The following is a 22,153-nucleotide window of genomic DNA, read 5'->3' on the forward strand; positions in this document are numbered from 1 at the left end:
ACTTTTTCTACAACAACTGGTTTTCCATTTCCTTTTGGAAATGCTTTCTTTTTAGGTTTTCCAGCTGCCGAACCTGACTTTGGTGAACTTTGATCACCTCTGTATTTCTCAGAATCTTTTGGAGTTGCTTTAAATTCAGCTCTTTCTTTAGAAGTTTCTTTCTTCGGAATTTCTGATTTATGTTTTGCTAAAACATCATTAGGATTTTTAGGATTTTCTTTCGTTCCTCTTAAATGAATTACCAATCCATTTAGGAAGTTTCTCAAAACCTGATCGCCGCATTCCATATAGTTTGGATGATCTTCAGCTCTGAAAAAAGCGCCTAGTTCTGATTTCGAAATTCTAAAATCTACTAATTCTAAAATTTCAACTATTTGGTCGTCACGGAGCATCAAAGCCACGCGAAGTTTTTTAAGTATATCGTTGTTTGTCATAATTTTTTGTTCTCCTTTTTTTGTTTGCTTCGCCAGTTCGGTCTTCAGCCTCGTGTCAAGTTTCAGGTTTCAAGTTTTTAATCTTTACTTGAAGTTTAAACGCATTATTTATTTTTAACAAAGGTACGTTTTAAAAGCTATTTGATTGCAATTTTAGATTTAGAAAATTTTTACCACAAATTCCACAAATTTCCACAAATTATACAGTTTTACATGAAATAAGAATTGGTGAAAATTTGCGTAATTTGTGGTTAACAGCTATAATTATTTAAAACGCCGACCAATTTGTCCAAATCTTCTTTTGTGTGATTAGCCGTAACTACAATACGATTTAATGGTTCAGCTTCTTTAGTATATTTAAAACTAGCGATAATTATATTTTCATTTTTTAATGCCTCAACTAATTCTTTTGATAACAAATAGATTAAAGGATAATTTTTGTCAAATTTAATATTGTCGTTTGGTTTTAAAATCGAATTAATATAGCTTAAATTATCCAACAGTTTTTGATGCTGTATTTTATAAATTTCAAAAGCACCAGAAAGTGTTTGAACAAAAGCGGGATTCATTCCGGCAGCACTTGTAAAAGTTTCTAATTCTTTTACTTCGGTAATAAACTCAGAATCTGAAGCAATTACACCGCCTGTTAAACCAAAAGCTTTTCCGAGAGAAGAAACTAAGATTTTTCTTTTTACAGGAAAATCAATTGAAGCATAAATTCCTGAGCCATTTTCACCAATAATTCCTAACGAATGCGATTCATCAACAACCAATGTGATTTCTTTATGAATTGAAATTTCTTCTAAAAAAGACAAATCAACAGGTTTGGTTTGAAATGACGGAACGCCATCAGTCAAAATCGTTATTTTTTCTGATTTTGAATCTAATAAATGATGATTCAATTTTTCATTTATAAAAACAGGAACACTATTTTTAATCTGAATAGCCGAATGAATTTCATTTAAATGATAAAAACAATCAGTTTGCTTTTTTAATTTTTCTACAACCAATTTGCCGGCCAGCATTCCAGAAGAAACCGTCACAGTGCTTTCTGAACCGATATGAGAAGCCAGAAACTTTTCGCCTGCATCATAAGCCGTTAGCTGAATATTCGCTGTTCTGGAACTACCGTAAGTGGTTCCCCATTTTAAAATATTCTGAATGACTAAATTCCGAAATGCTGCATTTGTGGGTAATCCTAAATAGGCCGTACCGCCAAAATACAAATATTGTTCTTGGTTTATTTCGATAATTCTGTCTGGAAATTGATTGACTATCATTTTATAGAAGTGTAACGCCGGTTCCGTTTAAATCTGAATAACTTACAATACCATCTTTTATAGTTACTCCAGTGGCAATATCTTCTGCCAAAAGAAGCGCACCATCCATATCTACGTAATCCAATTGGGGTAATAAATGTGCAATAGCAGAAATTCCAACAGTAGATTCGGTCATGCAGCCTACCATAGTTTTTAAGCCCAATTTTTTAGCTTCTTCAATCATTCGTTTTCCTGGAGTCAGTCCGCCGCATTTTACAAGTTTGACATTTACACCATGAAAATGATTAAAACATTTTGCTACATCTTCTTCGATAATACAGCTTTCGTCAGCGATTATAGGAAGAACAGAATGTTTAAAAACTTCTTTGTGAGCCTCCCAATTATCTGCTTTCATGGGCTGTTCTAGAAATTCTACGCCCAATTTTTTTAATTCAACAGCATTGTTAATTGTTTCCTCAACGCCCCAGCCGCAGTTAGCATCAATTCTAAAAATAGCGTCAGTATGTTTTCTAAGTTCTTTTACAATTTCGATATCTTCTTTGGTTCCTAATTTTATCTTGTAAATAGGCCAAGGGAGCTCCTGCATTTTAGAAACCATTTTTTTAATAGAAGCAATTCCGATTGTATAATCGGTCATCGGATTTCTTTCGGTAGTATAATTCCATAATTCGTATAGTTTTTTGCCTTTTTTACGTGCATACAAATCATTATAGGCCAAATCTAAAGCGCAGAGAGCAAACATATCGTCTTTTAAATACGGATGCATTTTTGCCCAAAATACTTCTGGAGTTTCATTTTCTGTACTTTCAATAATAGTTCTGATTTTTTCCAAATCCTGAATCATCATCGGAACTGTTATGTGGTAATATGGATTTGAAGTTGCTTCTCCAAAACCAGAAAAACCATCACTTTGTAATTCTACAATTAAAGATGGTTGAAAATCAGTCGATTCTCTAGAAATCGTAAAAGTGTGTTTTAGTTTTAAATTGTATTCTCTTAAAATTAGTTTCATTAGAATTCTGGTATTTCTTTATTTTTTTGATTAATAGCCCAGCCAAAGAACTGCTTTTACAAAACCATCGCGCCACAGTTTTTCATTATGCTCACCGCCTTTTACAATTCTTGATTTTGTTAAGTGTAGACAATAACAGCGTTTTGTGTCCAATAAACGTTCCATTTTATGAAGGTCGTTTACCATATCGTCGCTTTCCTTATCACCGCAAAGGAAATAGATCTTTGTCTTTATTTTGGATTGTTTTTCTGTGAAAGTATAAATCTCATTAGAGAACCAAAACGATGGGGAAAAAACTCCCGCCTTACTAAAAATACTCGGATATTTTAAAGCACCGTAAAATGAAACCAAACCACCAAGCGAACTTCCCATAATGGTGGTGTTTTTTGCTTTTGTTTTGGTACGATAATTTTTGTCGATATACGGTTTTAAAGTCTGTACAATAAAATTCAGATATTGATCGGCATTTCCGCCTCCGTATTTTTCGTTTTTAAAAGGCGTTAATTCATCAATTCGTTTGTCATTTCCATGTTCGATTCCGACCACAATTACAGGCGCTTTTAAGCTGTCTAATTTTTCGTCGACATTCCATTCGCCAGAAAAAGAAGTTTTTGCGTCAAAGAGATTCTGTGCGTCGTGCATGTAAATAACAGAATACCTTTTTTTGATATTAGCGGCGTAGTTTTCAGGCAGGTAAATCCAGATTTTTTTTGAAGTTTTTAATTGAGGAGCTTCAATGGTAAAAGTAGAGACATTTTTTGAAGCTGTGTTTTCTTGTGCTTTTACGATAAAAGTAAATAATAAACAAAGCATAAAAATCCGCTGCATCATCCGTATTTTGTATTTATTTTTAATTGTAATATTTTAGCTAAAAATAATAAATTGATGAATACAGAAGCAGAAAAAAGAAGTTTACTTTTAGAAATGATTTCATTGGCTACAGTGGATGGTCATTTGCACAAACGCGAGCTGGAATTTTTAAGACTTGTGGCTTTCGAATTGGATATTTCTGAGGAAGAATTTCAGGATTTATTTCATCAGGAAACGAAACCTTTGCCGATACCGACTGAGATGCAGCGTATCAATCAATTTTACAGATTAGCATTATTGATGCATTGTGATGGGGTTTTGCATGAAAAAGAATTTAATGCAATTCACCAAATTGCCATAGAAATGGGATTGAATTTATCGGCAGTTAAACGCGTCTTGGATATGATGAAAAAATCACCGAATACAGTAATTAATCCGATTGTTTTACTGGAGATTTTTCAGGAACAGCATAATTAAGCCAGCTGTTCCTGTAGTTTTTTAATTTCGTCGCGAAGTTTTGCCGCTTGTAAAAAGTCTAATTCTTTAGCTGCTTTTTCCATTGTTTTGCGTTTCTCGCGAATCATTTTTTCCAATTCGCCTTTAGATAAATAAGCCGTTTCTGGTTCGGCAGCCACAGGAATCGGATGTCCTAATTCATACTCAACCAGTGGGTTTTTGGTAAACGCGCTTTCTATTTTTTTGTTTAACGGCTGCGGAACAATATTATTCTCTGTGTTATAATTGATTTGTTTTGTACGTCTATAGTTAGTTTCGTCAATTGTTTTCTGCATGCTTTCTGTAATTTTATCAGCATACATAATTGCTTTTCCGTTTACATTTCTTGCTGCACGGCCAATGGTTTGTGTCAAAGATTTACGGTTACGTAAAAAACCTTCTTTATCGGCATCTAGAATTGCAACAAGCGAAACTTCAGGTAAATCTAATCCTTCACGAAGTAAGTTAACTCCAATTAAAACATCAAAAATACCTTTTCTCAAATCCTGCATAATTTCGATACGCTCAAGCGTATCAACTTCAGAATGTATATAACGGCAGCGAACATTTACTTTGGTTAAATATTTAGCCAATTCTTCGGCCATTCTTTTGGTCAAAGTAGTAACCAGAACTCTTTCATCCAATTCACATCGTACCTGAATTTCTTCAATCAAATCATCAATCTGATTTAAACTCGGACGAACTTCAATAATCGGATCCAAAAGCCCAGTTGGACGAATAATCTGTTCGACATAAACACCATCAGACTTTTGTAATTCGTAATCAGCAGGAGTTGCAGAAACATAAATGACTTGATTTTGCAACGCTTCAAACTCCTCAAATTTCAACGGACGATTGTCCATTGCAGCTGGAAGTCTAAAACCATATTCAACCAAGTTTTCTTTACGGCTTCTATCGCCTCCATACATGGCATGAACCTGCGAAACTGTTACGTGGCTTTCGTCAACAACCATTAAAAAATCACTTGGAAAATAATCTAATAAACAGAAAGGTCTTGTTCCAGCTTGTCTTCCGTCAAGATAACGAGAATAATTTTCGATTCCAGAGCAATATCCTAATTCCCGAATCATTTCGAGATCAAAATTGGTTCTTTCTTCCAGACGTTTAGCTTCTAGATGTTTTCCTATTTCTTTAAAATAATCTACTTGTTTAACCAAATCCTGCTGAATTTCCCAAATGGCACCTTGTAAAACTTCTGGAGAAGTCACAAACATATTGGCAGGGTAAATGGTTAGTCTTTTAAATTTTTCAATTACTTGTGAAGTTTTTGCATCAAAAGATTCTATTTCTTCGATTTCATCTCCAAAAAAATGAATTCTAAAAGCATCGTCAGCATAACTTGGATAAACTTCTACCGTATCGCCTTTAATTCTAAAAGTTCCTGGATTAAAATCGGCTTCTGTTCTGGCATACAAACTCTGCACAAGACTGTGCAATAATTTGGTTCTCGAAATAACCTGATCTCTAAAAACTTCAATCACATTTTTCTTGAATTCTACAGGGTTTCCGATACCGTATAAACACGAAACCGAAGCTACAACCAAAATATCTCGTCGTCCCGAAAGTAGGGAAGAGGTGGTGCTCAAACGCATTTTTTCAAGCTCTTCATTGATAGATAAATCTTTTTCAATAAAGACTCCCGTTACGGGCATAAAAGCTTCTGGCTGATAATAATCGTAGTAAGAAACGAAATACTCAACGGCGTTATTAGGGAAAAACTGTTTGAATTCTGAATATAATTGTGCAGCCAATGTTTTGTTGTGAGCCAAAACCAAAGTAGGTCTTTGAATTTCTTGAATGACATTGGCTACCGTAAATGTTTTTCCAGAACCGGTAACTCCTAATAAAGTTTGATATTTTTCGCCTTCGATTACACCTTTAGCAAGTTTTTCAATTGCTTGCGGCTGATCACCTTTTGGACTATATTCTGAGGAAACTTGAAAATTCATATTTGCACTGAAAATTTGGTTTTGTAAAGATACGAAGATTAATTGGTTCTTTTTTTTAAGCTTTTCGGGCACTAATTATACAGATTAAAAGAAATTAATACCAATTCGTATAATTCGTGAAAAAAAGGAAAAAAACTATTTCAAAAAGTCAATCATAGCATCATTTACAACTTTCGATTGGTCTATAGAAAGAAAATGACCAGCATCTTTAATAACTTTAGTTTTGCTGTTCACTAAGTATTTTTTTGCTCTTTCGATGCTTTCTTCCCCATTAATCACGTCATGATCTCCAATTAAAACCAAAACTTGATTGTGAATCATTTCTAATTCTTTTTCCGAAAAAGGCGTCATTTTAAGCATACTCGAATTTGATTTGGCATATTTATTCGCCAAATAAAATTGTCTTTTATAGGTCTGACTTATTTTTTCCGGATGCGTTGAAAAGGTATTCAATGTTTTTCCGAATTTCTTTTCATTTGGAAAAAGCTTCAGCATTAAAGCAGAAGATGTTTTGTTCAGATTATCTATAAATTTGAACGTTTGCGCAGGGCTTAGTAAAACGATTCTGTTAATAGAATTTTCTCTTTGTGTTGCTAATAATGTTGCCATCCAGCCTCCGCGTGAAGCGGCAACGATATCAAATTTCGTTAATTTATAATGATCAAAAATTTGATTGTACCAATTTACGATATCTTCTGCGGAAAGCGATTTACCGTTTGATACAGATTTATTTGGTTCCAATAAAAAATCTATGGCATAAACGCGATGATCTTTGGCTAATGCCTTAATATTCGGATACCACATTGTTGAACTGGCATCCATACCGTGAAGGAGTACTAATTTTTTACCGTTTTTTGGTCCCGCAAGAATAACATGAGCCGTTCCAAAAGTAGTTTTAACGTCTTCTTCTGTGTACGGAACGTCCCAAAGTTTAAGCGATTTGTTATACGCTTTGACATAAGAATCTTTGTCTTTTTTAGTTTTGAAGCTGTAATCGCTAAATTTCTGTGTCGAAGCACAGCCGACAAATAAAAATAGAACCGCAATTTTTAAAGCAGATTTAATCATAATAGTGAATTAGGTTTGCACTAAAATACTTTACAAAAATGATCGAGGCATAATATAATTTTGGTTTAAACTATCAAAATTTTAAGATGTGCTTTTCTTAGATAAATAATAAATCTGCACAAAAGATAAAATAGCATTCGGAATAATTACCGGCCAGAGCCATTGTTCGAAATCTCTGTAATCATTTAAGAAAATGCCATAAATTACAAAGCAAATACAACCAAACATATTGATAAACCGAATTGTCCTAAGGTTTTTAAGCAAGAAACCACCAACGATAAAAACGGATGCGAGATAACCAATATATTCTGCCATGATTTTGATTTTTAATAGTTTACATTAAATTTAGTAAAAGCAGATTACAAAATCAAGGTTTTGTCAGATTATAACTTTTTAGGATTTCTACTTGTATGGCGTATTCTTAAAATATGAATTTCTTTTAAAGTTACTTTATATGAAATACGATAACTGTAAATTTCATAGGCGCGATAATTTCCGTCATTCAAAATTTTCATTTCGTCCAATTCATATATTTCAGAATGGGAACTTAAAATTGAAACTGAGTTATAGATTGAATCAAGAAGTTAGCTGGAAGTGGTATTGCTTTTGATTTCTTTAAGGTGTGAGAATAGATTTCTTGGAGTTGTTTTTTGCTGATTTAGACCAGATTATTTCTTTTTCCATTTTTCTATTTCATCTTTCATTTCATTGTGCGAGGAGTAATTGCCGCTTTTTATTTCTTCTTCGGCAACCATAAGCTCTTTATTGTATATTTCGTTAGCCTTTGGAGATGATTTTCGACTATCTAAAATGATTTTTAGGGCTGATAGAAAACTATCATCGTCAATTTTTTCAATTTCTGAAATCAAGATATTTTTGAGCTGAAGAGTATTCATAATATTATAATTTAATTGAAGTTACAAAACAAAATTTAATATGGAGATTTAAAGAATCTTAAAATTTCCAAGTTATTGATTGTTGTTCTGGTAAAAAACTCCAAGCTACAATTCTGCTTGTTTTTTGGCCTTGAGCCATATCAATTGTTTTAACAGACACAGCATTTACTTTTTTTAATGTTTTATAAATGCTTTGAAGGTTTTCTTTTTTTGAAACTAAAGTAGTGAACCAAAGACATTGTGATTTATAATGTGCGCTTTCGAAAATCATTTGAGTTATAAAAGCAATTTCGCCGCCTTTGCACCATAATTCATTATTTTGACCGCCAAAATTTAAAACAGGTGCATTAACTTTTTTGTCTTTTGGATTCAGATTTTTGATTTTTCGTAAAGAACCTCTATTGGCTTCTTCTGCCGAAGAATGAAAAGGCGGATTACACATCGTAAAAGTAAATCGATCTTCTGGGGTAATAATATTTTTGAAAATAAATCGTGATTCTGTTTGTTGCTGCAGACTGATAGAATCAATTAATTTCGGATTGGCTTCGATAATTTTACTGCAGTTTTCAATAGCTTTTTTGTCAATGTCAGTGGCAACAAAACTCCAATTGTAAATAGCATTTCCTAATATCGGATAGATGCAATTTGCACCCGTTCCGATGTCTAAACCTAAAACGGTGCTTTCGTTGGGAATTTTGCCATTATTTGTTTCGGCTAATAAATCGGCGATGTAATGTATGTAATCTGCACGGCCGGGAATTGGCGGGCAGAGATAATTTGCTGGAATGCTCCAAAAATCCAGATTATAATACGTTTTCAGCAATGCTTTGTTGAGTACTTTAACCGCTTTAGGATCGCTGAAATCAATAGTTTCAATTTGATGTTTGTTGATTGAAACATATTGCTTTAACTCTGGACAATTCGAAATAAGAAGTTCAAAATCGTAACGGTTACGATGAAGATTTCTAGGATGAAGATTGTTTTTTTCGGAATTGTCTTTTGAATGCATTTTGTTTAATTTCCAACAAAGATAGGCATTCCTTTTTATTTAGATTTTTAGAACGAGTTTTCAAAACGTTTCATAAGCCTTAAAATATTTTTGTTTTACTTTAATATTTCAAATTAAGTCTTTCTAGTCAAGTTCCAGTTTTATGGCTTGTTTAATCCATTCAAAAATATATTACATTAGCAATTAGATTTGTAAACTTCCCAGCAATGTCAAATAGTATAATATCTGAACTTAAAGAAATTCATAAAAAATATCGTGTTGAATCTAAGGATGTATCGAGTCAAACTAAATTTGCGCAATTGATTACCAGTGAATGGCAGCAAAAAGTTATTAATGGAGAAAATATAAAATCTGAAGTGAGGGTTTCAACAACGAATAATGAAAGGTTTGATTTGGTGGATTACGAAAATTTTATTGCATATGAGCTAAAAGTTTCTGGTAAAAATACGCATCATGAATTTTATAAAAATGTTGTTAAAGTACTTACACACAACTGCCACCATGATACTAAAATTAAAAAGTTAGTTTTTTTGTCAGAGAAAAAAGGAATTGATAATCTAGAAAAAAGAATTGATTTAAAATTTAAAGAACTGCTTAAGGATAGTCATAACATTACAATCGAACTAATATCTCTATAATAAATAATGGAAGAAATAATCATTGGTGCAACTTTATTGTTTAAAAAAAATAATACAAAAGTTGTATCTGGAATTTTAAAATCAATAGTTGTAACAGCAACTAAATCAGATTTGAAAAAGAAAATTGACAATCGGGCAAACGAAATTGCTAAATTTTATGATTATAAATTCATTGGAATTAATGATGTTTTTTTTGTGTCAGGGCAAATAATGCAAGGAGAAATTTTAGGGAGAAATACGAATTATGATTTAAACACTCTTTCTAAAGCAGAATCAATTGTTTCTACGGAATTTTCTTTTGATGATTCATCAACATCAAAACATTTCAATTGTTCTTTAGTGTATTTTTGTGAAAATTTTGAAAATGATAAATTTGCAATTTCAATAATTACCGTTTTAAATTCTTTAGCGCCAACTGTAATTGAGGATGCTAATCATATAGCAAATGATATCTCTTTTATTAAAAAAATAAAAGCTAGCTCAATTGAAAAAATCAAATCTATTAGATATTTAGGTATTGAAGATATTGGAGAAGTTGAATTGGAGTTAGGAGTGTTTCAATCTTTTTATGCTGAATTTAATGATGAAAAATCTTTAAAAGAAGAAATTATTTCCAAAGAAGAAATGTTTTTAAAGCTTAATGATATTATAGAAGGGCACTAATTCATAAAAAATTATATGCACAAAATAACATTCATATTAACTTTCTTCTTATTATTTAGCTGTAATAAAAAAGAGGCTCTTGATAATGATTTGAAAAAAATAATAATCGATTATCAAAAAAGATACCCAATTCCAAATGGGGACAATTATAAATCGAATAGGTTTGTGTATACCTTGTTTTTTCAAGTCAAAAATAAAGACACTATATTTTTGCTTTCCCGAAGTGCAAATGGTTTAATTCCTGAATTTAATGGATATGGTGTATTTCAAGACAAAGTTTTGAAACCTACATTTATTTATGATAATAAAGCATTTAGTAAAAATTTTGTTTTTGAAAGGTCTAAAAATGATGCAGCTAATGGATTTTATTTAGATTTAAAAGTGCTTCACGAAGCATGTCCTCCTATTTATACTTATTCTATAAAAAACAAAAACATAAATTTTAATAAAAATCGATACAATTTGGAGTCATTGGGATTAATCAATACTGAAATTATGGTTAAATTCAAAAGACTTCGGGCAACGGAATAAATGTATCATAAGTCTCCTGACTTTTTCTGTAGTTTCTAGGAAATATAAAATAAAAGGTTTGAATCGTGTCAGAGCGTAGATATAATTATGAAATACCCAACTTTAAAAGAGAATGAAGTTACAGTTCTAATGTCAAATTGTGAGACAGGGATTGTTTTAGATGTAAAATTTAAACCTTTTCAAAATAATTTGGAAATCCAAGATGTGTACTCTGTGTTTAAAAACATCGAGCAAGCAAAGGAATTTATTAATAAGATTTCTGAAGAACATGATAAAATAGAGTTTCTAATATATAATTCGAAAAATGAAGTCATCGAATTATAAAAGCTAAATTTGGTTAATTAACCTCTATTTAATTAATTTTTCAAGCCTCGCCATCATTTCATCTTTCTCTTTAATCATACGTTCGTACAATGCAATTTTCTCTTCATGAAGTTTTTTGATCTCTTCAATTGGGCTAAAGTTGAATGTAGAATTAGGATTCCCAACGCAGGCATTATCTCCAAAAGTGTTAGAAATAATATTTATCGCCTGTTCCTCATCAAAGTTCTGAAATGCTTCAACGGGAATTTTAAGAACTGCAGAGATTTGTTTCAGCAAATTGTCTTCAATAACATCTTTCTGCTCGAGCATAGAAATTTTCTTCTGATTCCAGTCTTCACCCAAATCATAAGCTAACGCTTCCTGCTTTATGTTAAGCATTTCTCTAAAACGTTTTACGTTTCTTCCCTGATGTATTTTCTGTTCCATAAAAAATGAATCTTGATTTTCTGAAGGCTCAAAGATAAAGCCATTTGGATTAAAAAATCTGAATTTCAAAGATAAAAAAATATCCTGTAAAAGATTCTTTTTGTCAGATATTGTATCTTAAATCTAGAATGGTTTATTCTGTTGAATGTGGAGATTTGTTTTTAAAATTTTTAAATTTTAACTATATGTGAAGCTGTATATTTTTTAAATTTATTTTAGATGATTCTTTATATTTATAAACTTTTGAAGATAAAATCATCTAAATAAATTCTCTTAAGCTAAATATGCTCGAATACGATTTTTATAAAAACGAAAGTGGAAGGGACTGCCTTTACATAAAAGGAAAACTAGAAGGCTTAAATGAGCTGGCATCCTGCAGTATCAGTTATTTAGAAGAAATTGTAGATAATTTAACAAAATTAATTGAAGGTGAGATAGCTACATATGATTTTGGTTTTGAAGTCCATTCTGTAGATTGCACGAAAGAAATATGCAAGGTAATAGATACCTATGATGGATGGAAAGAAATTGCTCAAATTTCAACTCCTGCTATCTATCGATTAATGCAGGTTATAAAAAAGTTTGTAATAAGTAATGAGAATTATGTTCATGACGATAAAAAAAGGCAGCAAGATACAATTGCTTCAGATTCACCATTAAATGAATTCTTGTTCTTTGATGGTGTAAAAACATATTTGTTTAAAGAACAGCACTTTGATTGGCTTTACTCTTCTGATTATAATGATTGGGTTAATTCGTATGTCGAAATTGGAAATAAAAGAATTAATATCATTCAGGAAAATGTAAAGGTTTTATCTACTTTTAAATTTTTTAAAAAAGAAGAGCTCGAATTATTAGCACAAAAATTTAATCTCAAGATTCGGGAAAAGGATGCTATTTATTATGCCTATTCTCAGAATCATGATACGCATCAATTTGAAATTTCTGAGAATGAAGCATTAATTGTAATTTATTGTTTGGAAGGAAGTCGTGCTCCTGAAAGTATTTTTATTTATAAAATTATTGAAAAATAGAAAATATCCATCAATCAAAACACTCCATCAAAAGTAAATCCCCATTAGAATGTGTAATCGAAACGATTCCGTCTTGAGAAACCGAATTACTGCTTCCTGTTCTATAACCCATTGTCAGCGTATCGTCTTGTAAAGGATATTTTAAATTGGTCGAAAAAATTCCATTAACAACTCCTATCGGAATTAATGAAATTGGGGTATTAGCGGTGTACCATTTTTCGAATTTATTTGGCAGTAAAAATATTTTTGAATGATCGTCTAAAATCACAATTTTAAGCAGATTTCGGTATCTTACAATATTCGTAAGATTCGTAATCGTATGATCGGCGCGTCTTCCGGTTGCCCAAACCACATTTACGGCAGGAATTTTTCTTTCTATTAAGTAATCAAAAGCTTTTTCTAAATCGGTTTTGTCTTGGTCTGGAGTATGTACAATTTCGATTGGAAATTGAGAGGTTTTGTAAATTTCGGGATCAAAGCCATGATCAAAATCGCCAAGAAGCACATCGATTTTTATACCTAATTCAAGAACTCTTTCAATAGCAGAATCAAGCACCACAACAAGCGGTGACCATTCTAATAACTGTCCTAATAATTCTGGATCGCAGGATGCGCCGTTGGCAATAATTAAAGCAGGTTCCTGATCGTCGCGAACTATATGGTGTGATGACATTTAGAGTTGATTTAAAATATGTCCGCAAATGTACGAAAGTTATGGGCTTTGACTTGTTTTTATTTAATTGGCTTTAAAAGCAACAGCATCTACTTCTATTAGCATATTGTCGAGTGCTAATCTTGGAACGGGAATTAAAGTGCTGGTAGGAAATGGTTTGTTTTTCCATGTTTTACTAATTTCTTCTTCCCAAATTTTTAGCTTTTCTGAGGAATGATCGACTATTAGAATTGTAATTTTCATTACGTTTTCTGGTTTTAGTTGATAACTGTTTAAAATGGTTGTTAGGTTTTTTATAGCCACTTGGACTTGTTCTCTAAAGCTGGTGCTTAAAATATGGTCTTTGCCTAAACCGCCGCTCTGGCCAGAAATATAAACGAGTTCTCCCGAAGTTTTTACAGAAGATGCATGACTGGATCCGTATGGAGTAGGATTGAATAAAGAATCGGGATTTTTGAAAGTTTGTGCTTTTGTCTGGAATGCAAAAACACATAACGCAAGTGTAATTAAATGGTTCATGTTTTAAAAATTAAAATTAAGAATACAAAGGTTTCACAATTCTAATTTTTAAAACATTTACATATGTTGAGGAGGGGAATAATTTTAGATTTTGGAGTGAGTAATCTCCAATCTAAAATCTGCAATCTAAAATCTAAAATCCAAAAGCCTTCGATGATAATTTATCTGTCCTAAATGATAACCCAGATGTGTTGATAGATGAACGAGAAAAAAACCGGTTGTCATTTCTTTTTCAAAAACAAGCTGCGGATAGGTTTTTTCTAAATCTTCTACAGTTAACAAATTTAAGGTATTGATAACAATTTCCAAAGTTTTATCTATATCAGAAATCAATTGAGTTCTCGGAATATCTTTTAATGAAAATTCTAACGGACGGTTTCTGATATAACCTGAATCTCCTAATTCGGCACCGATGTAAGTATTAAGATTTCCAATTAAATGCAGACAGAGATTTCCTGCTGAATTTGAAATTTCGCGATCAGTTTTCCAAATCTGAGATTCATTTGGGTATAATTCTAATTCGGTTTTTAACTTTTTTAAATCTCTTTCAAAAAGAGAAATGAGGGTTTCTATCAACATGTTTTTTTAAGCTTTGATTATTCTCTTTCTTTTATCGGAATCCAGATTTCTTCTTCAGAATCTGGATCGTCTTTTTTGTATTTCTCATCCATTACAGCGAAATGAGGACGATCGTCTACGGTATATTGCGAATTTGGAAGCCATTCTGTAAAAATAGAATGATACGTTTTGTAACCTTCAGAAACAGGTCCGAAATGATTAAAAACGGCGTAAAGACCAGCCGGAATGATCAAAGTTTTCATGTCTTCTGGAACAAAATCAAAATTGGCTACTTCAACAGCGGCCCATTTCTGAAAAGTTTCATTTGGATCAAAATTATCAAAATGCGCCTCATGAAAAACCTCTAACGAATATAAATCAGTATTTATCGTATTGCGAATTGTTTTTCGCTTTGGCATAAAACCGCTCCATAATTGAAATGTTTTATTTTCTATAAACGACATTTCGATGTAAGTTCCGATAAGTTTTTTTTCGGTTAAGGTTTTGATTTTGGGTTCCATAATTATAGGATTTATTCAATAGTGTATTTTCTTGTATCAGTTTCGCTTAAAGAAAAATAACCCAGCGGATAATTACTTTTGTCGGTTGTATTGATGATATTTCCTTTTACAGTTGCTGGAGGCGTCTGAAAAGGCCCGCCTACATTACTGCCTGCGATACTCACAAGAATATTCATATAATTAAAATATTGTTTTGAAATTCCGAAATGTGTTATTTCAATTTCGTCGCCAGATTTTAAATCTTCTTCATCAGAAGTACTGAAAATTTCATTTCCCTGATAAAATTTATCATCAGATACATAATAGCTGGAAGTTACTTTATTAGAATAACCATACTTAAATAAATAAAAATTTTCTTCATCTCCAGGATCCGTATAAAAAGCTTTAACTTCTATATCTTGTCCCGTAAAACCGCCCTCGTTATTTTGCTCGAGTCTAGTTATTGGTGCAACCGATTTTAGAATTTCTTTTGCCGTATAAGTGTTACCGCCGCTTATTACGGTCAACGTATATTCTTCATTAAGAACAGGTTTGAAAGTACCACATACATAACGTCCGGTTTTTTGAACTTCTAAAAAGTTGAAACGTTCATTTTTACTATTTCTAATGTAAATAACTGCACCAGAAACCGTCGGAACACTGCTTTCGTAATAACCAGTTGTTGTAGATAATTTTATAGACTGTTGTCTTCCTGTAGAGCCTTTTTCCCAATTTATAGCGGCTTCTATAACTAATTTAGGAGGAGCAGTGTTCAGATCAACGTCTACAACTTCTTCGCAGCTGCTAAAAATAACAACTAATAAAGTTAGGATAAATAAACTTGCTTTTTTCATAACTACATTGATTTATTTCTTTTTAAGAAAGTAAGTTTAAAATTTGAAATTATAACTCACAGCCGGCACAACTCCAAAAATAGAGACTCGCACGGCTTCATTAGCTCCTGTATCTACATTTTGGCGGAAATTGATAGAAGCGGCATTCATTCGGTTATACAGATTATAAATACTGAAAACCCATTCGGATTTCCAATTTCTTCCTTTGTTTTTACGAGGTGTAAGTGTTGCCGAAACATCCAAATGATGATAAGCCGGAAGTCGATTTTCATTTCGTAATCCATAGCTTGGAACCGTTATGCCTAAATATTCATATTGTCCGTTCGGATATGTTACCGGCTGACCCGATTGTAAAGTGAAATTGGCGCCAAAAGACCATTTTTCGTTTAAATTATAGGCGGATGTTATCGCTAAATTATGTGTTTTATCATAAGCAGAACTGTACCATTGACCATAATTTATACCAATTTCCTCAGGAGTTCTGCCAGGAGTCTGCTGTTCTGATTTGGATAACGTGTATGAAATCCAGCCGTTAAACTTTCCTTCATTTTTTTTGACCATAATTTCTAAACCGTAAGCGCGCATTTGTCCGTTAAGAATTACCTGTTCAACAGCATTATTTGCAATCAGATCGGCGCCGTCTATATAATCCAGTCTGTTTTGAATTTCTTTATAATACGTTTCAACTTCAAGAGAATAAGCGCCGTTTTTTATATTTCTAAAATACCCTATCGCAACTTGATCTGCAATTTGAGGTTTGATGTAATTATCGCTTGGCATCCATACATCCAGCGGAGTAGGAGATGAAGTATTAGAAATTAATTGAAGATATTGCGCCATTCTGTTGTAACTGGCTTTTATGGCTTGATCGTCGTTTAATTGATACGAAACAGCAAAACGCGGTTCAAAGTTATTGTAACTCTGAATCATTTTATTTTTTCCAAAATACTTTGTTGAGGTTGGTGTTCCTTTTTCGTAAATCTGCATATCCGAATTAAAAACAACAGCTTGATTATTATCGTAATAATTTATAGTCGAAGCACCTAAGCGATAAAATAAACTGTAGCGAAGTCCGTAAGAAAGTGTTATTTTTTTTGAAATCTGACTTTCTGCATCCAAATAAACAGAGGGCTCAAAAGCATATTTTTTGTCTAACTGATCTGGATTTATACCAGAATCTGTACCAGTTGGTTTTATAGTTCCAGGGTTGAATTCGTAGTAAATTCCGTTTAAACCGTAATTTAATTTGAATTTGTCTGAAATATAATGTTTAAAGTCGTATTTAATGTTATAATTTTTAATGCCAGAATCCCATTGAAAACCTACAAGATCGAGATCTAAACCATAATAATAATCACTGTAAATGAGCGAAAGATTCGAAAATAATTTACTCGAATACAAATGATTCCATCTCAGATTCAAAGTTGAATTTCCGTAAATATTCGTAAAACTTTTATTTAAACTAAAAACGTCGCGTCCGAAATAGCCAGAAAGATATAAACTGTTGTTGTCGTTGATTTTGTAACTCAATTTGGTGTTCAAATCATAAAAATAAGCAGCGTTGTCTTTATCTTCTTCTGAAAATTTTAAAAATAAATGAGCGTAAGAAGCTCTTCCGCCAATTAAAAATGAACCTTTATCTTTTACAATTGGTCCTTCGGCCAGCAATCGGCTCGAAATTAGTCCGATACCGCCATTCATATGGAAATCTTTACTGCTGCCATCTTTTTGATAAATATCCAAAACAGAAGAAGCTCTTCCGCCGTATCGAGCAGGAATTCCTCCTTTGTATAATTTTAAATCTTTAACAGCATCTGGATTAAAAACAGAAAAGAAACCGAAAACGTGAGACGAATTAAAAATGGTTGCTTCGTCTAATAAAATTAAATTCTGATCGGCACCGCCTCCGCGAACATTAAATCCAGAAGCGCCTTCGCCAGCATTGGTAACTCCAGGTAATAATAATATTGATTTTAAAACATCAACTTCGCCTAAAACCACCGGCATTTTTTTGATCGCAGTAATAGAAAGCCTGTTTACACTCATTTCGGGCGACTTAATATTGATTTTGTTTCGATTATCTGTAATAATCACTTCCTGCAGTTCGTGACCGCTTTCGCTGATCGAAAAGTTCGTTTTGATGTTTTGGTTTAAAGTAATGTTTTGTTGGATGCTTTGATAGCCTACGTAACTAATCTCTATTTGATATTCTCCTTTTGGAACAGCAATCGAATAAAAACCATACTCATTTGTTGTCGTGCCAATTTTTAAAGCTGGAATAAAAACATTTACACCAATTAAAGTTTCGTTGTTTTTACTATCGCTGACAGTACCGCTTAAAGTAAATTTTTCCTGCGAATATGCATTAAAAACCGAAAAAATAACAATCAGAAAAGTATATAGTTTTTTGGCAGACATTACATTGATTTTGGTTTACATAAATATTAATTCGCTCTATATATGGAAAATACTGATTGTTAAATAATGGCTAAGATAAAAAAAAGGACAACCTTGTGAGTTGTCCTTTCCAATTTATATTGAAGATTGCACTTAGTGCGTTCTGCAAATTATTTAATTTTAGCAATAATAGCGTTAAATGTTTCGCTAGGACGCATTGCTTTGCTCACTAATTCTGGAGTTGGCTGGTAGTATCCTCCAAGAGTTTGTGGTTTTCCTTGAGCTCCAATTAATTCAGCATCAATTTTAGCTTCGTTAGCTTCAAATTCTGCAGCAATAGGAGTAAAGATCGCTTTTAATTCAGCATCATTATTCTGAGCAGCTAAAGCTTGCGCCCAGTAGAATGCCAAATAGAAGTGAGATCCACGGTTGTCAATCTGACCCACTTTACGAGCAGGAGATTTATCGTTTGCTAAGAATTTATCGTTTGCCTGATCTAAAGTTTCAGATAAAACAATTGATTTAGAGTTGTTTAAAGTTTGACCTAAATGCTCTAAAGAAGCTCCAAGTGCTAAGAATTCTCCAAGAGAATCCCAACGTAAATATCCTTCTTCTGTAAATTGCTCAACGTGTTTTGGAGCAGAACCTCCAGCACCAGTTTCAAACAATCCACCACCATTCATTAACGGAACGATAGATAACATTTTAGCAGAAGTTCCTAATTCTAAGATTGGGAATAAATCTGTTAAATAGTCACGTAAAACGTTTCCTGTTACAGAAATAGTATCTAAACCTTTGATGATTCTGTCTAAAGTAAATTCAGTTGCAGCAACTGGATTTAAGATTCTGATATCTAAGTTAGTTGTATCGTAATCTTTAAGGTATTTTTGAACTTTTACGATCAATTCTCTATCGTGTGCTCTGTTTTCGTCTAACCAGAAAACAGCAGGAGTACTAGATAAACGAGCTCTATTTACAGCTAGTTTAACCCAGTCCTGAATAGGAGCGTCTTTTGCCTGACACATTCTGAAAATATCATTAGTTTCAACGTTTTGTTCCATTAAAACAGTTCCGTTTGCATCAACAACACGAACAACTCCGTCTGCTTTCATTTGGAAAGTTTTATCGTGAGATCCGTATTCTTCTGCTTTTTGAGCCATTAATCCAACGTTAGGAACACTTCCCATTGTTTTTGGATCAAAAGCACCGTGTTTTTTACAGAAATCAATTGTAGCTGTATAAACACCAGCGTAAGATCTATCTGGAATAAGAGCAAATGTATCTTGCGCTTTTCCTTCTTTATTCCACATTTGTCCAGAAGTACGGATCATTGCCGGCATAGAAGCATCAACAATAACGTCAGAAGGAACATGTAAGTTTGTAATTCCTTTATCAGAATTAACCATTGCCAAAGCTGGACCGTTTTCGATTGCTTTAGTAATGTCAGCTTCAACTTCAGCCTGCTCAGGTCTTCCAGCGATTTTAGCGTAAATGTCGCCTAAACCGTTTTTAGTATCAACGTTTAATTCTGCAAATAAAGTTTCGTATTTTTTGAAAAGATCAGCAAAATATACTTCAACGATAGCGCCAAAGATAATCGGATCAGAAACTTTCATCATCGTAGCTTTTAAGTGTACAGAAAGTAAAACTCCTGCAGCTTTAGCATCAGCAATCGCATCAGCAGCAAAAGCTTTTAATTTGCTTACACTTAAAATAGAGCTGTCAATAATTTCACCAGCTTTAAGCGGTGTACTTGCTTTAAGTACAGTTGTAGAACCGTCTTTAGCAACGAATTCGATTTTAACATCGTTTGCTTCGTTTACTGTCAATGATTTTTCACTTCCGTAAAAATCACCTCCAGCCATAGAAGCTACTTTAGTTTTTGAGTCAGCAGACCAAGCACCCATAGAGTGTGGATTTGCTTTTGCGAAGTTTTTAACAGCTCTTGGAGCTCTACGATCAGAGTTTCCTTCACGTAAAACCGGGTTTACGGCAGAACCTAAAACTTTTGCATATTTTGCTTTAATTTCCTTTTCAGCATCATTTTGTGGATCTTCTGGGAAATTTGGTACGTTGTATCCGTGCGATTGTAATTCAGCAATAGCCGCTTTTAATTGCGGTACAGATGCAGAAATGTTTGGTAATTTGATAATGTTAGCTTCTGGCTGTGTTGCTAATTGGCCAAGTTCTGCCAATGCGTCTCCAGTTTTTTGATCAGCTGTTAAAGAATCTGGGAAATTAGAAAGGATTCTTCCTGCTAGAGAAATATCTCTAGTTTCAATTTCGATTCCAGCAGTTGAAGTAAATGCTTGAACAATTGGTAATAAAGAATAAGTTGCCAATAAAGGCGCCTCATCAGTTAAGGTGTAAAAAATTTTTGATTTTTGTGTCATTTTTTTTTTTTTTTTATAATCGTATCGTCAGGAGTTAACGATGTAAAATAATAGTCGGCTCAAAATGAGCGGAGCAAATATAATAAAATCACAACGAAAACGGTTGAGTTTTCCTGAGAAAAGGCGAAATTAACAGATTGTTATTTGGAGCTCAGAATATTGCTAAATCGATGATTTTGATATTAAAAAATTACAGTTTTAGCAGTAGCAAAAATAGAACATAAAAAAAACTCGTTTCAAACGATATGAAACGAGTTTTTTATAACAATTAGATAAATGATTATCTTCTTTTATCTTTAATCTTAGCTTTTTTACCAGTAAGTTCTCTGAAGTAGAAAATTCTAGCTCTACGTACAGCACCTTTCTTGTTGATTTCGATTTTTTGTAAAGCTGGTAAGTTAACTGGGAAGATACGCTCAACTCCAATTGCACCAGACATTTTACGGATTGTAAAAGTTTCTGTGTTACCAGAACCTCTTCTTTGAATTACAACTCCTTTGAAAAACTGAGTTCTAGTTTTTTCACCCTCTTTAATTTCGTAGAAAACTGTGATAGTATCTCCAGCTCCGAATTCAGGGAAATCTTTTTTAGCAACGAATTCGTTTTGAACGAATTTTAATAAATCTGCCATGATAATTTTTAAATTATAGTTTATATAGAGCAACGTTCACGGATCTCGCCAGAGGTTGGTCAAATTCGGGTGCAAATGTAATTAAAATAAATTAAATTCCAAATAAAATGAATTTCAAATTTAAATAATATAAAATCCCAAATTCCAATTGTTTAACTTATTCAAAATTGAAATTTGGTATTTTAAAAATTTGGAATTTATTCTAAAAGATCTGGTCTTCTGTTTTTTGTATGTTCATATGCAGCATCCTCACGCCATTTATCAATTTTGGCAGCGTGACCGCTGGTTAAAACTTCAGGAACTTTCCAGCCTTTGTAATCTGCAGGTCTTGTATATATTGGTCCAGAAAGCAAGTTGTCTTGAAAACTGTCTGTCAATGCCGAGGTTTCGTCACTTAAAACACCTGGAATTAATCGAATCAAGGCATCAGATAAAACCAAAGCGCCTAATTCTCCTCCAGACAAGACATAATCGCCAATAGAAATTTCTTTAGTAATAAAATGATCTCTCACTCTTTGGTCAACACCTTTATAATGACCGCACAAAATGATAATGTTTTCATACATAGACATTTTGTTAGCCATTTTTTGGTTTAAAGTTTCGCCGTCTGGCGACATATAAATGATTTCGTCGTATTCGCGCTGACTTTTTAAATGCGTGATGCAATCATCAATCGGCTGAATTGTCATTACCATTCCTGCACCGCCTCCAAACGGATAATCGTCTACACTTTTCTGTCTGTTCGTGCTGTAATCACGAAGATTATGAAAATGTACTTCAACTAAACCCTTATCAATGGCACGTTTCATAATGGAGGCCTCAAATGGACTTTTTAATAATTCTGGCAAAAGTGTAATAATGTCAATTCGCATTTTTTCTTCAAAATTTTCTTGGCCGCAAAGATACGAGTTAATATTTGGCAATTTGAAAAACAAGAATTGAAATAATATTTTCAATTGTGTCAGTTGTTAAATTAATGTTTATCAAGTGTTTAATGATAATTATATAACATAACAATGAAATTTTGTAAGCTTTATT

The 22,153-nt window shown here is 32.7% G+C and carries 26 protein-coding genes; 6 read left to right on the forward strand and 20 right to left on the reverse strand.

Annotated elements, in window-relative coordinates:
• The 4 genes from ACFSC2_RS09900 to ACFSC2_RS09915 form a co-directional block, all read right to left on the reverse strand.
• Positions 1–434: DUF1456 family protein (locus ACFSC2_RS09900; protein WP_379818627.1), on the reverse strand; the 434-nt coding region annotated here is incomplete at its 3' end.
• A 251-nt stretch (positions 435–685) separates the two neighbouring features.
• Positions 686–1,714, reverse strand: a complete 1,029-nt coding sequence (locus ACFSC2_RS09905) for an aminotransferase class I/II-fold pyridoxal phosphate-dependent enzyme (RefSeq protein WP_379814148.1) — start codon at positions 1,712–1,714, stop codon at positions 686–688.
• 1 nt (position 1,715) lies between these two features.
• Entirely contained in the window at positions 1,716–2,726 is a 1,011-nt protein-coding gene (locus tag ACFSC2_RS09910) for a dipeptide epimerase (protein ID WP_379814147.1), read from the reverse strand.
• A 30-nt stretch (positions 2,727–2,756) separates the two neighbouring features.
• On the reverse strand, positions 2,757–3,554 hold the full coding sequence (locus ACFSC2_RS09915; protein ID WP_379814146.1) for an alpha/beta hydrolase: 798 nt from the start codon (positions 3,552–3,554) through the stop codon (positions 2,757–2,759).
• Positions 3,555–3,611: 57 nt separating this feature from the next.
• Between ACFSC2_RS09915 and ACFSC2_RS09920 the strand changes: the two genes are divergently transcribed.
• A complete protein-coding gene (locus tag ACFSC2_RS09920) occupies positions 3,612–4,013 on the forward strand; it encodes a TerB family tellurite resistance protein (protein ID WP_379814145.1) in 402 nt (133 codons plus the stop codon).
• Here ACFSC2_RS09920 and uvrB read toward each other — a convergent pair.
• From uvrB to rlmF, 6 genes are all read right to left on the reverse strand, one after another.
• The gene (gene uvrB, locus ACFSC2_RS09925) at positions 4,010–6,001 is read right to left on the reverse strand and encodes an excinuclease ABC subunit UvrB (RefSeq protein WP_379814144.1); all 1,992 of its coding nucleotides are present in this window, start codon (positions 5,999–6,001) and stop codon (positions 4,010–4,012) included. The two genes, ACFSC2_RS09920 and uvrB, sit on opposite strands and share 4 nt — an antisense overlap.
• 135 nt (positions 6,002–6,136) lie before the next feature.
• On the reverse strand, positions 6,137–7,069 hold the full coding sequence (locus ACFSC2_RS09930; RefSeq protein WP_379814142.1) for an alpha/beta fold hydrolase: 933 nt from the start codon (positions 7,067–7,069) through the stop codon (positions 6,137–6,139).
• An 81-nt stretch (positions 7,070–7,150) separates the two neighbouring features.
• Complete coding sequence (locus ACFSC2_RS09935; RefSeq protein ID WP_379814141.1) at positions 7,151–7,384, reverse strand: uroporphyrinogen decarboxylase; 234 nt, start codon at positions 7,382–7,384, stop codon at positions 7,151–7,153.
• Positions 7,385–7,452: 68 nt separating this feature from the next.
• Entirely contained in the window at positions 7,453–7,593 is a 141-nt protein-coding gene (locus ACFSC2_RS09940) for a hypothetical protein (protein ID WP_379814140.1), read from the reverse strand.
• A 144-nt stretch (positions 7,594–7,737) separates the two neighbouring features.
• The gene (locus ACFSC2_RS09945; protein ID WP_379814139.1) at positions 7,738–7,965 is read right to left on the reverse strand and encodes a hypothetical protein; all 228 of its coding nucleotides are present in this window, start codon (positions 7,963–7,965) and stop codon (positions 7,738–7,740) included.
• 58 nt (positions 7,966–8,023) lie between these two features.
• Positions 8,024–8,974, reverse strand: coding sequence for a 23S rRNA (adenine(1618)-N(6))-methyltransferase RlmF (gene rlmF / locus ACFSC2_RS09950; RefSeq protein ID WP_379814138.1), 951 nt, complete (start codon positions 8,972–8,974; stop codon positions 8,024–8,026).
• 206 nt (positions 8,975–9,180) lie between these two features.
• Here rlmF and ACFSC2_RS09955 point away from each other — a divergent pair, with 206 nt between their 5' ends.
• The 4 genes from ACFSC2_RS09955 (at position 9,181) to ACFSC2_RS09970 (ending at position 11,130) form a co-directional block, all read left to right on the forward strand.
• The gene (locus ACFSC2_RS09955) at positions 9,181–9,612 is read left to right on the forward strand and encodes a hypothetical protein (RefSeq protein ID WP_379814137.1); all 432 of its coding nucleotides are present in this window, start codon (positions 9,181–9,183) and stop codon (positions 9,610–9,612) included.
• A gap of 6 nt (positions 9,613–9,618) precedes the next feature.
• Positions 9,619–10,275 carry a hypothetical protein gene (locus tag ACFSC2_RS09960; RefSeq protein ID WP_379814136.1) on the forward strand — a complete coding sequence of 219 codons (657 nt, stop codon included), beginning with the start codon at positions 9,619–9,621 and terminating at the stop codon, positions 10,273–10,275.
• Between the two features lie 15 nt (positions 10,276–10,290).
• A complete protein-coding gene (locus ACFSC2_RS09965) occupies positions 10,291–10,806 on the forward strand; it encodes a hypothetical protein (protein ID WP_379814135.1) in 516 nt (171 codons plus the stop codon).
• A gap of 87 nt (positions 10,807–10,893) precedes the next feature.
• Positions 10,894–11,130: a hypothetical protein gene (locus ACFSC2_RS09970; protein ID WP_379814134.1), complete on the forward strand. Its 237-nt coding sequence runs from the start codon at positions 10,894–10,896 to the stop codon at positions 11,128–11,130.
• 24 nt (positions 11,131–11,154) lie between these two features.
• Here the strand turns inward: ACFSC2_RS09970 and ACFSC2_RS09975 are convergent, their stop codons facing one another.
• Positions 11,155–11,556 (reverse strand): helix-turn-helix domain-containing protein, encoded by a 402-nt coding sequence (locus ACFSC2_RS09975; RefSeq protein ID WP_379814133.1) that lies wholly within the window; start codon positions 11,554–11,556, stop codon positions 11,155–11,157.
• Positions 11,557–11,840: 284 nt separating this feature from the next.
• Between ACFSC2_RS09975 and ACFSC2_RS09980 the strand changes: the two genes are divergently transcribed.
• A complete protein-coding gene (locus ACFSC2_RS09980; RefSeq protein WP_379814132.1) occupies positions 11,841–12,590 on the forward strand; it encodes a hypothetical protein in 750 nt (249 codons plus the stop codon).
• A 10-nt stretch (positions 12,591–12,600) separates the two neighbouring features.
• Here ACFSC2_RS09980 and ACFSC2_RS09985 read toward each other — a convergent pair whose 3' ends face one another.
• The 9 genes from ACFSC2_RS09985 to trmD form a co-directional block, all read right to left on the reverse strand.
• Positions 12,601–13,263: a thiamine diphosphokinase gene (locus ACFSC2_RS09985; RefSeq protein WP_379814131.1), complete on the reverse strand. Its 663-nt coding sequence runs from the start codon at positions 13,261–13,263 to the stop codon at positions 12,601–12,603.
• Between the two features lie 63 nt (positions 13,264–13,326).
• Complete coding sequence (locus ACFSC2_RS09990) at positions 13,327–13,782, reverse strand: RidA family protein (RefSeq protein ID WP_379814130.1); 456 nt, start codon at positions 13,780–13,782, stop codon at positions 13,327–13,329.
• A 126-nt stretch (positions 13,783–13,908) separates the two neighbouring features.
• Entirely contained in the window at positions 13,909–14,361 is a 453-nt protein-coding gene (locus tag ACFSC2_RS09995) for a DinB family protein (protein ID WP_379814129.1), read from the reverse strand.
• A 17-nt stretch (positions 14,362–14,378) separates the two neighbouring features.
• A complete protein-coding gene (locus ACFSC2_RS10000; RefSeq protein WP_379814128.1) occupies positions 14,379–14,861 on the reverse strand; it encodes a GyrI-like domain-containing protein in 483 nt (160 codons plus the stop codon).
• Between the two features lie 11 nt (positions 14,862–14,872).
• Complete coding sequence (locus ACFSC2_RS10005) at positions 14,873–15,694, reverse strand: DUF4249 family protein (RefSeq protein ID WP_379814127.1); 822 nt, start codon at positions 15,692–15,694, stop codon at positions 14,873–14,875.
• A 36-nt stretch (positions 15,695–15,730) separates the two neighbouring features.
• On the reverse strand, positions 15,731–18,112 hold the full coding sequence (locus ACFSC2_RS10010) for a TonB-dependent receptor (RefSeq protein ID WP_379814126.1): 2,382 nt from the start codon (positions 18,110–18,112) through the stop codon (positions 15,731–15,733).
• Between the two features lie 149 nt (positions 18,113–18,261).
• Positions 18,262–20,484, reverse strand: coding sequence for an NADP-dependent isocitrate dehydrogenase (locus ACFSC2_RS10015; protein WP_379814125.1), 2,223 nt, complete (start codon positions 20,482–20,484; stop codon positions 18,262–18,264).
• Between the two features lie 280 nt (positions 20,485–20,764).
• Complete coding sequence (gene rplS / locus ACFSC2_RS10020) at positions 20,765–21,115, reverse strand: 50S ribosomal protein L19 (protein WP_073487327.1); 351 nt, start codon at positions 21,113–21,115, stop codon at positions 20,765–20,767.
• Positions 21,116–21,312: 197 nt separating this feature from the next.
• Positions 21,313–21,987, reverse strand: coding sequence for a tRNA (guanosine(37)-N1)-methyltransferase TrmD (gene trmD, locus ACFSC2_RS10025; protein ID WP_379814124.1), 675 nt, complete (start codon positions 21,985–21,987; stop codon positions 21,313–21,315).
• Positions 21,988–22,153 lie beyond the last annotated feature (166 nt).

Source organism: Flavobacterium artemisiae (genome assembly GCF_042678225.1).
Lineage (GTDB): Bacteria > Bacteroidota > Bacteroidia > Flavobacteriales > Flavobacteriaceae > Flavobacterium > Flavobacterium artemisiae.

Excerpts from the sequence above, each read along its gene's own strand:
- uvrB (WP_379814144.1), bottom strand. The coding sequence starts at position 6,001 with ATGAATTTTCAAGTTTCCTCAGAATATAGTCCAAAAGGTGATCAGCCG.
- rplS (WP_073487327.1), bottom strand. The coding sequence starts at position 21,115 with ATGGCAGATTTATTAAAATTCGTTCAAAACGAATTCGTTGCTAAAAAA.
- ACFSC2_RS09945 (WP_379814139.1), bottom strand. The coding sequence starts at position 7,965 with ATGAATACTCTTCAGCTCAAAAATATCTTGATTTCAGAAATTGAAAAA.
- ACFSC2_RS09935 (WP_379814141.1), bottom strand. The coding sequence starts at position 7,384 with ATGGCAGAATATATTGGTTATCTCGCATCCGTTTTTATCGTTGGTGGT.
- ACFSC2_RS09960 (WP_379814136.1), top strand. The coding sequence starts at position 9,619 with ATGGAAGAAATAATCATTGGTGCAACTTTATTGTTTAAAAAAAATAAT.
- ACFSC2_RS09985 (WP_379814131.1), bottom strand. The coding sequence starts at position 13,263 with ATGTCATCACACCATATAGTTCGCGACGATCAGGAACCTGCTTTAATT.
- ACFSC2_RS09980 (WP_379814132.1), top strand. The coding sequence starts at position 11,841 with ATGCTCGAATACGATTTTTATAAAAACGAAAGTGGAAGGGACTGCCTT.
- ACFSC2_RS09965 (WP_379814135.1), top strand. The coding sequence starts at position 10,291 with ATGCACAAAATAACATTCATATTAACTTTCTTCTTATTATTTAGCTGT.
- ACFSC2_RS09970 (WP_379814134.1), top strand. The coding sequence starts at position 10,894 with ATGAAATACCCAACTTTAAAAGAGAATGAAGTTACAGTTCTAATGTCA.
- ACFSC2_RS10000 (WP_379814128.1), bottom strand. The coding sequence starts at position 14,861 with ATGGAACCCAAAATCAAAACCTTAACCGAAAAAAAACTTATCGGAACT.
- ACFSC2_RS10010 (WP_379814126.1), bottom strand. The coding sequence starts at position 18,112 with ATGTCTGCCAAAAAACTATATACTTTTCTGATTGTTATTTTTTCGGTT.
- ACFSC2_RS09975 (WP_379814133.1), bottom strand. The coding sequence starts at position 11,556 with ATGGAACAGAAAATACATCAGGGAAGAAACGTAAAACGTTTTAGAGAA.
- ACFSC2_RS09915 (WP_379814146.1), bottom strand. The coding sequence starts at position 3,554 with ATGCAGCGGATTTTTATGCTTTGTTTATTATTTACTTTTATCGTAAAA.
- ACFSC2_RS09955 (WP_379814137.1), top strand. The coding sequence starts at position 9,181 with ATGTCAAATAGTATAATATCTGAACTTAAAGAAATTCATAAAAAATAT.
- trmD (WP_379814124.1), bottom strand. The coding sequence starts at position 21,987 with ATGCGAATTGACATTATTACACTTTTGCCAGAATTATTAAAAAGTCCA.
- ACFSC2_RS09930 (WP_379814142.1), bottom strand. The coding sequence starts at position 7,069 with ATGATTAAATCTGCTTTAAAAATTGCGGTTCTATTTTTATTTGTCGGC.
- ACFSC2_RS09910 (WP_379814147.1), bottom strand. The coding sequence starts at position 2,726 with ATGAAACTAATTTTAAGAGAATACAATTTAAAACTAAAACACACTTTT.
- rlmF (WP_379814138.1), bottom strand. The coding sequence starts at position 8,974 with ATGCATTCAAAAGACAATTCCGAAAAAAACAATCTTCATCCTAGAAAT.
- ACFSC2_RS10015 (WP_379814125.1), bottom strand. The coding sequence starts at position 20,484 with ATGACACAAAAATCAAAAATTTTTTACACCTTAACTGATGAGGCGCCT.
- ACFSC2_RS09990 (WP_379814130.1), bottom strand. The coding sequence starts at position 13,782 with ATGAACCATTTAATTACACTTGCGTTATGTGTTTTTGCATTCCAGACA.
- ACFSC2_RS09920 (WP_379814145.1), top strand. The coding sequence starts at position 3,612 with ATGAATACAGAAGCAGAAAAAAGAAGTTTACTTTTAGAAATGATTTCA.
- ACFSC2_RS10005 (WP_379814127.1), bottom strand. The coding sequence starts at position 15,694 with ATGAAAAAAGCAAGTTTATTTATCCTAACTTTATTAGTTGTTATTTTT.
- ACFSC2_RS09905 (WP_379814148.1), bottom strand. The coding sequence starts at position 1,714 with ATGATAGTCAATCAATTTCCAGACAGAATTATCGAAATAAACCAAGAA.
- ACFSC2_RS09995 (WP_379814129.1), bottom strand. The coding sequence starts at position 14,361 with ATGTTGATAGAAACCCTCATTTCTCTTTTTGAAAGAGATTTAAAAAAG.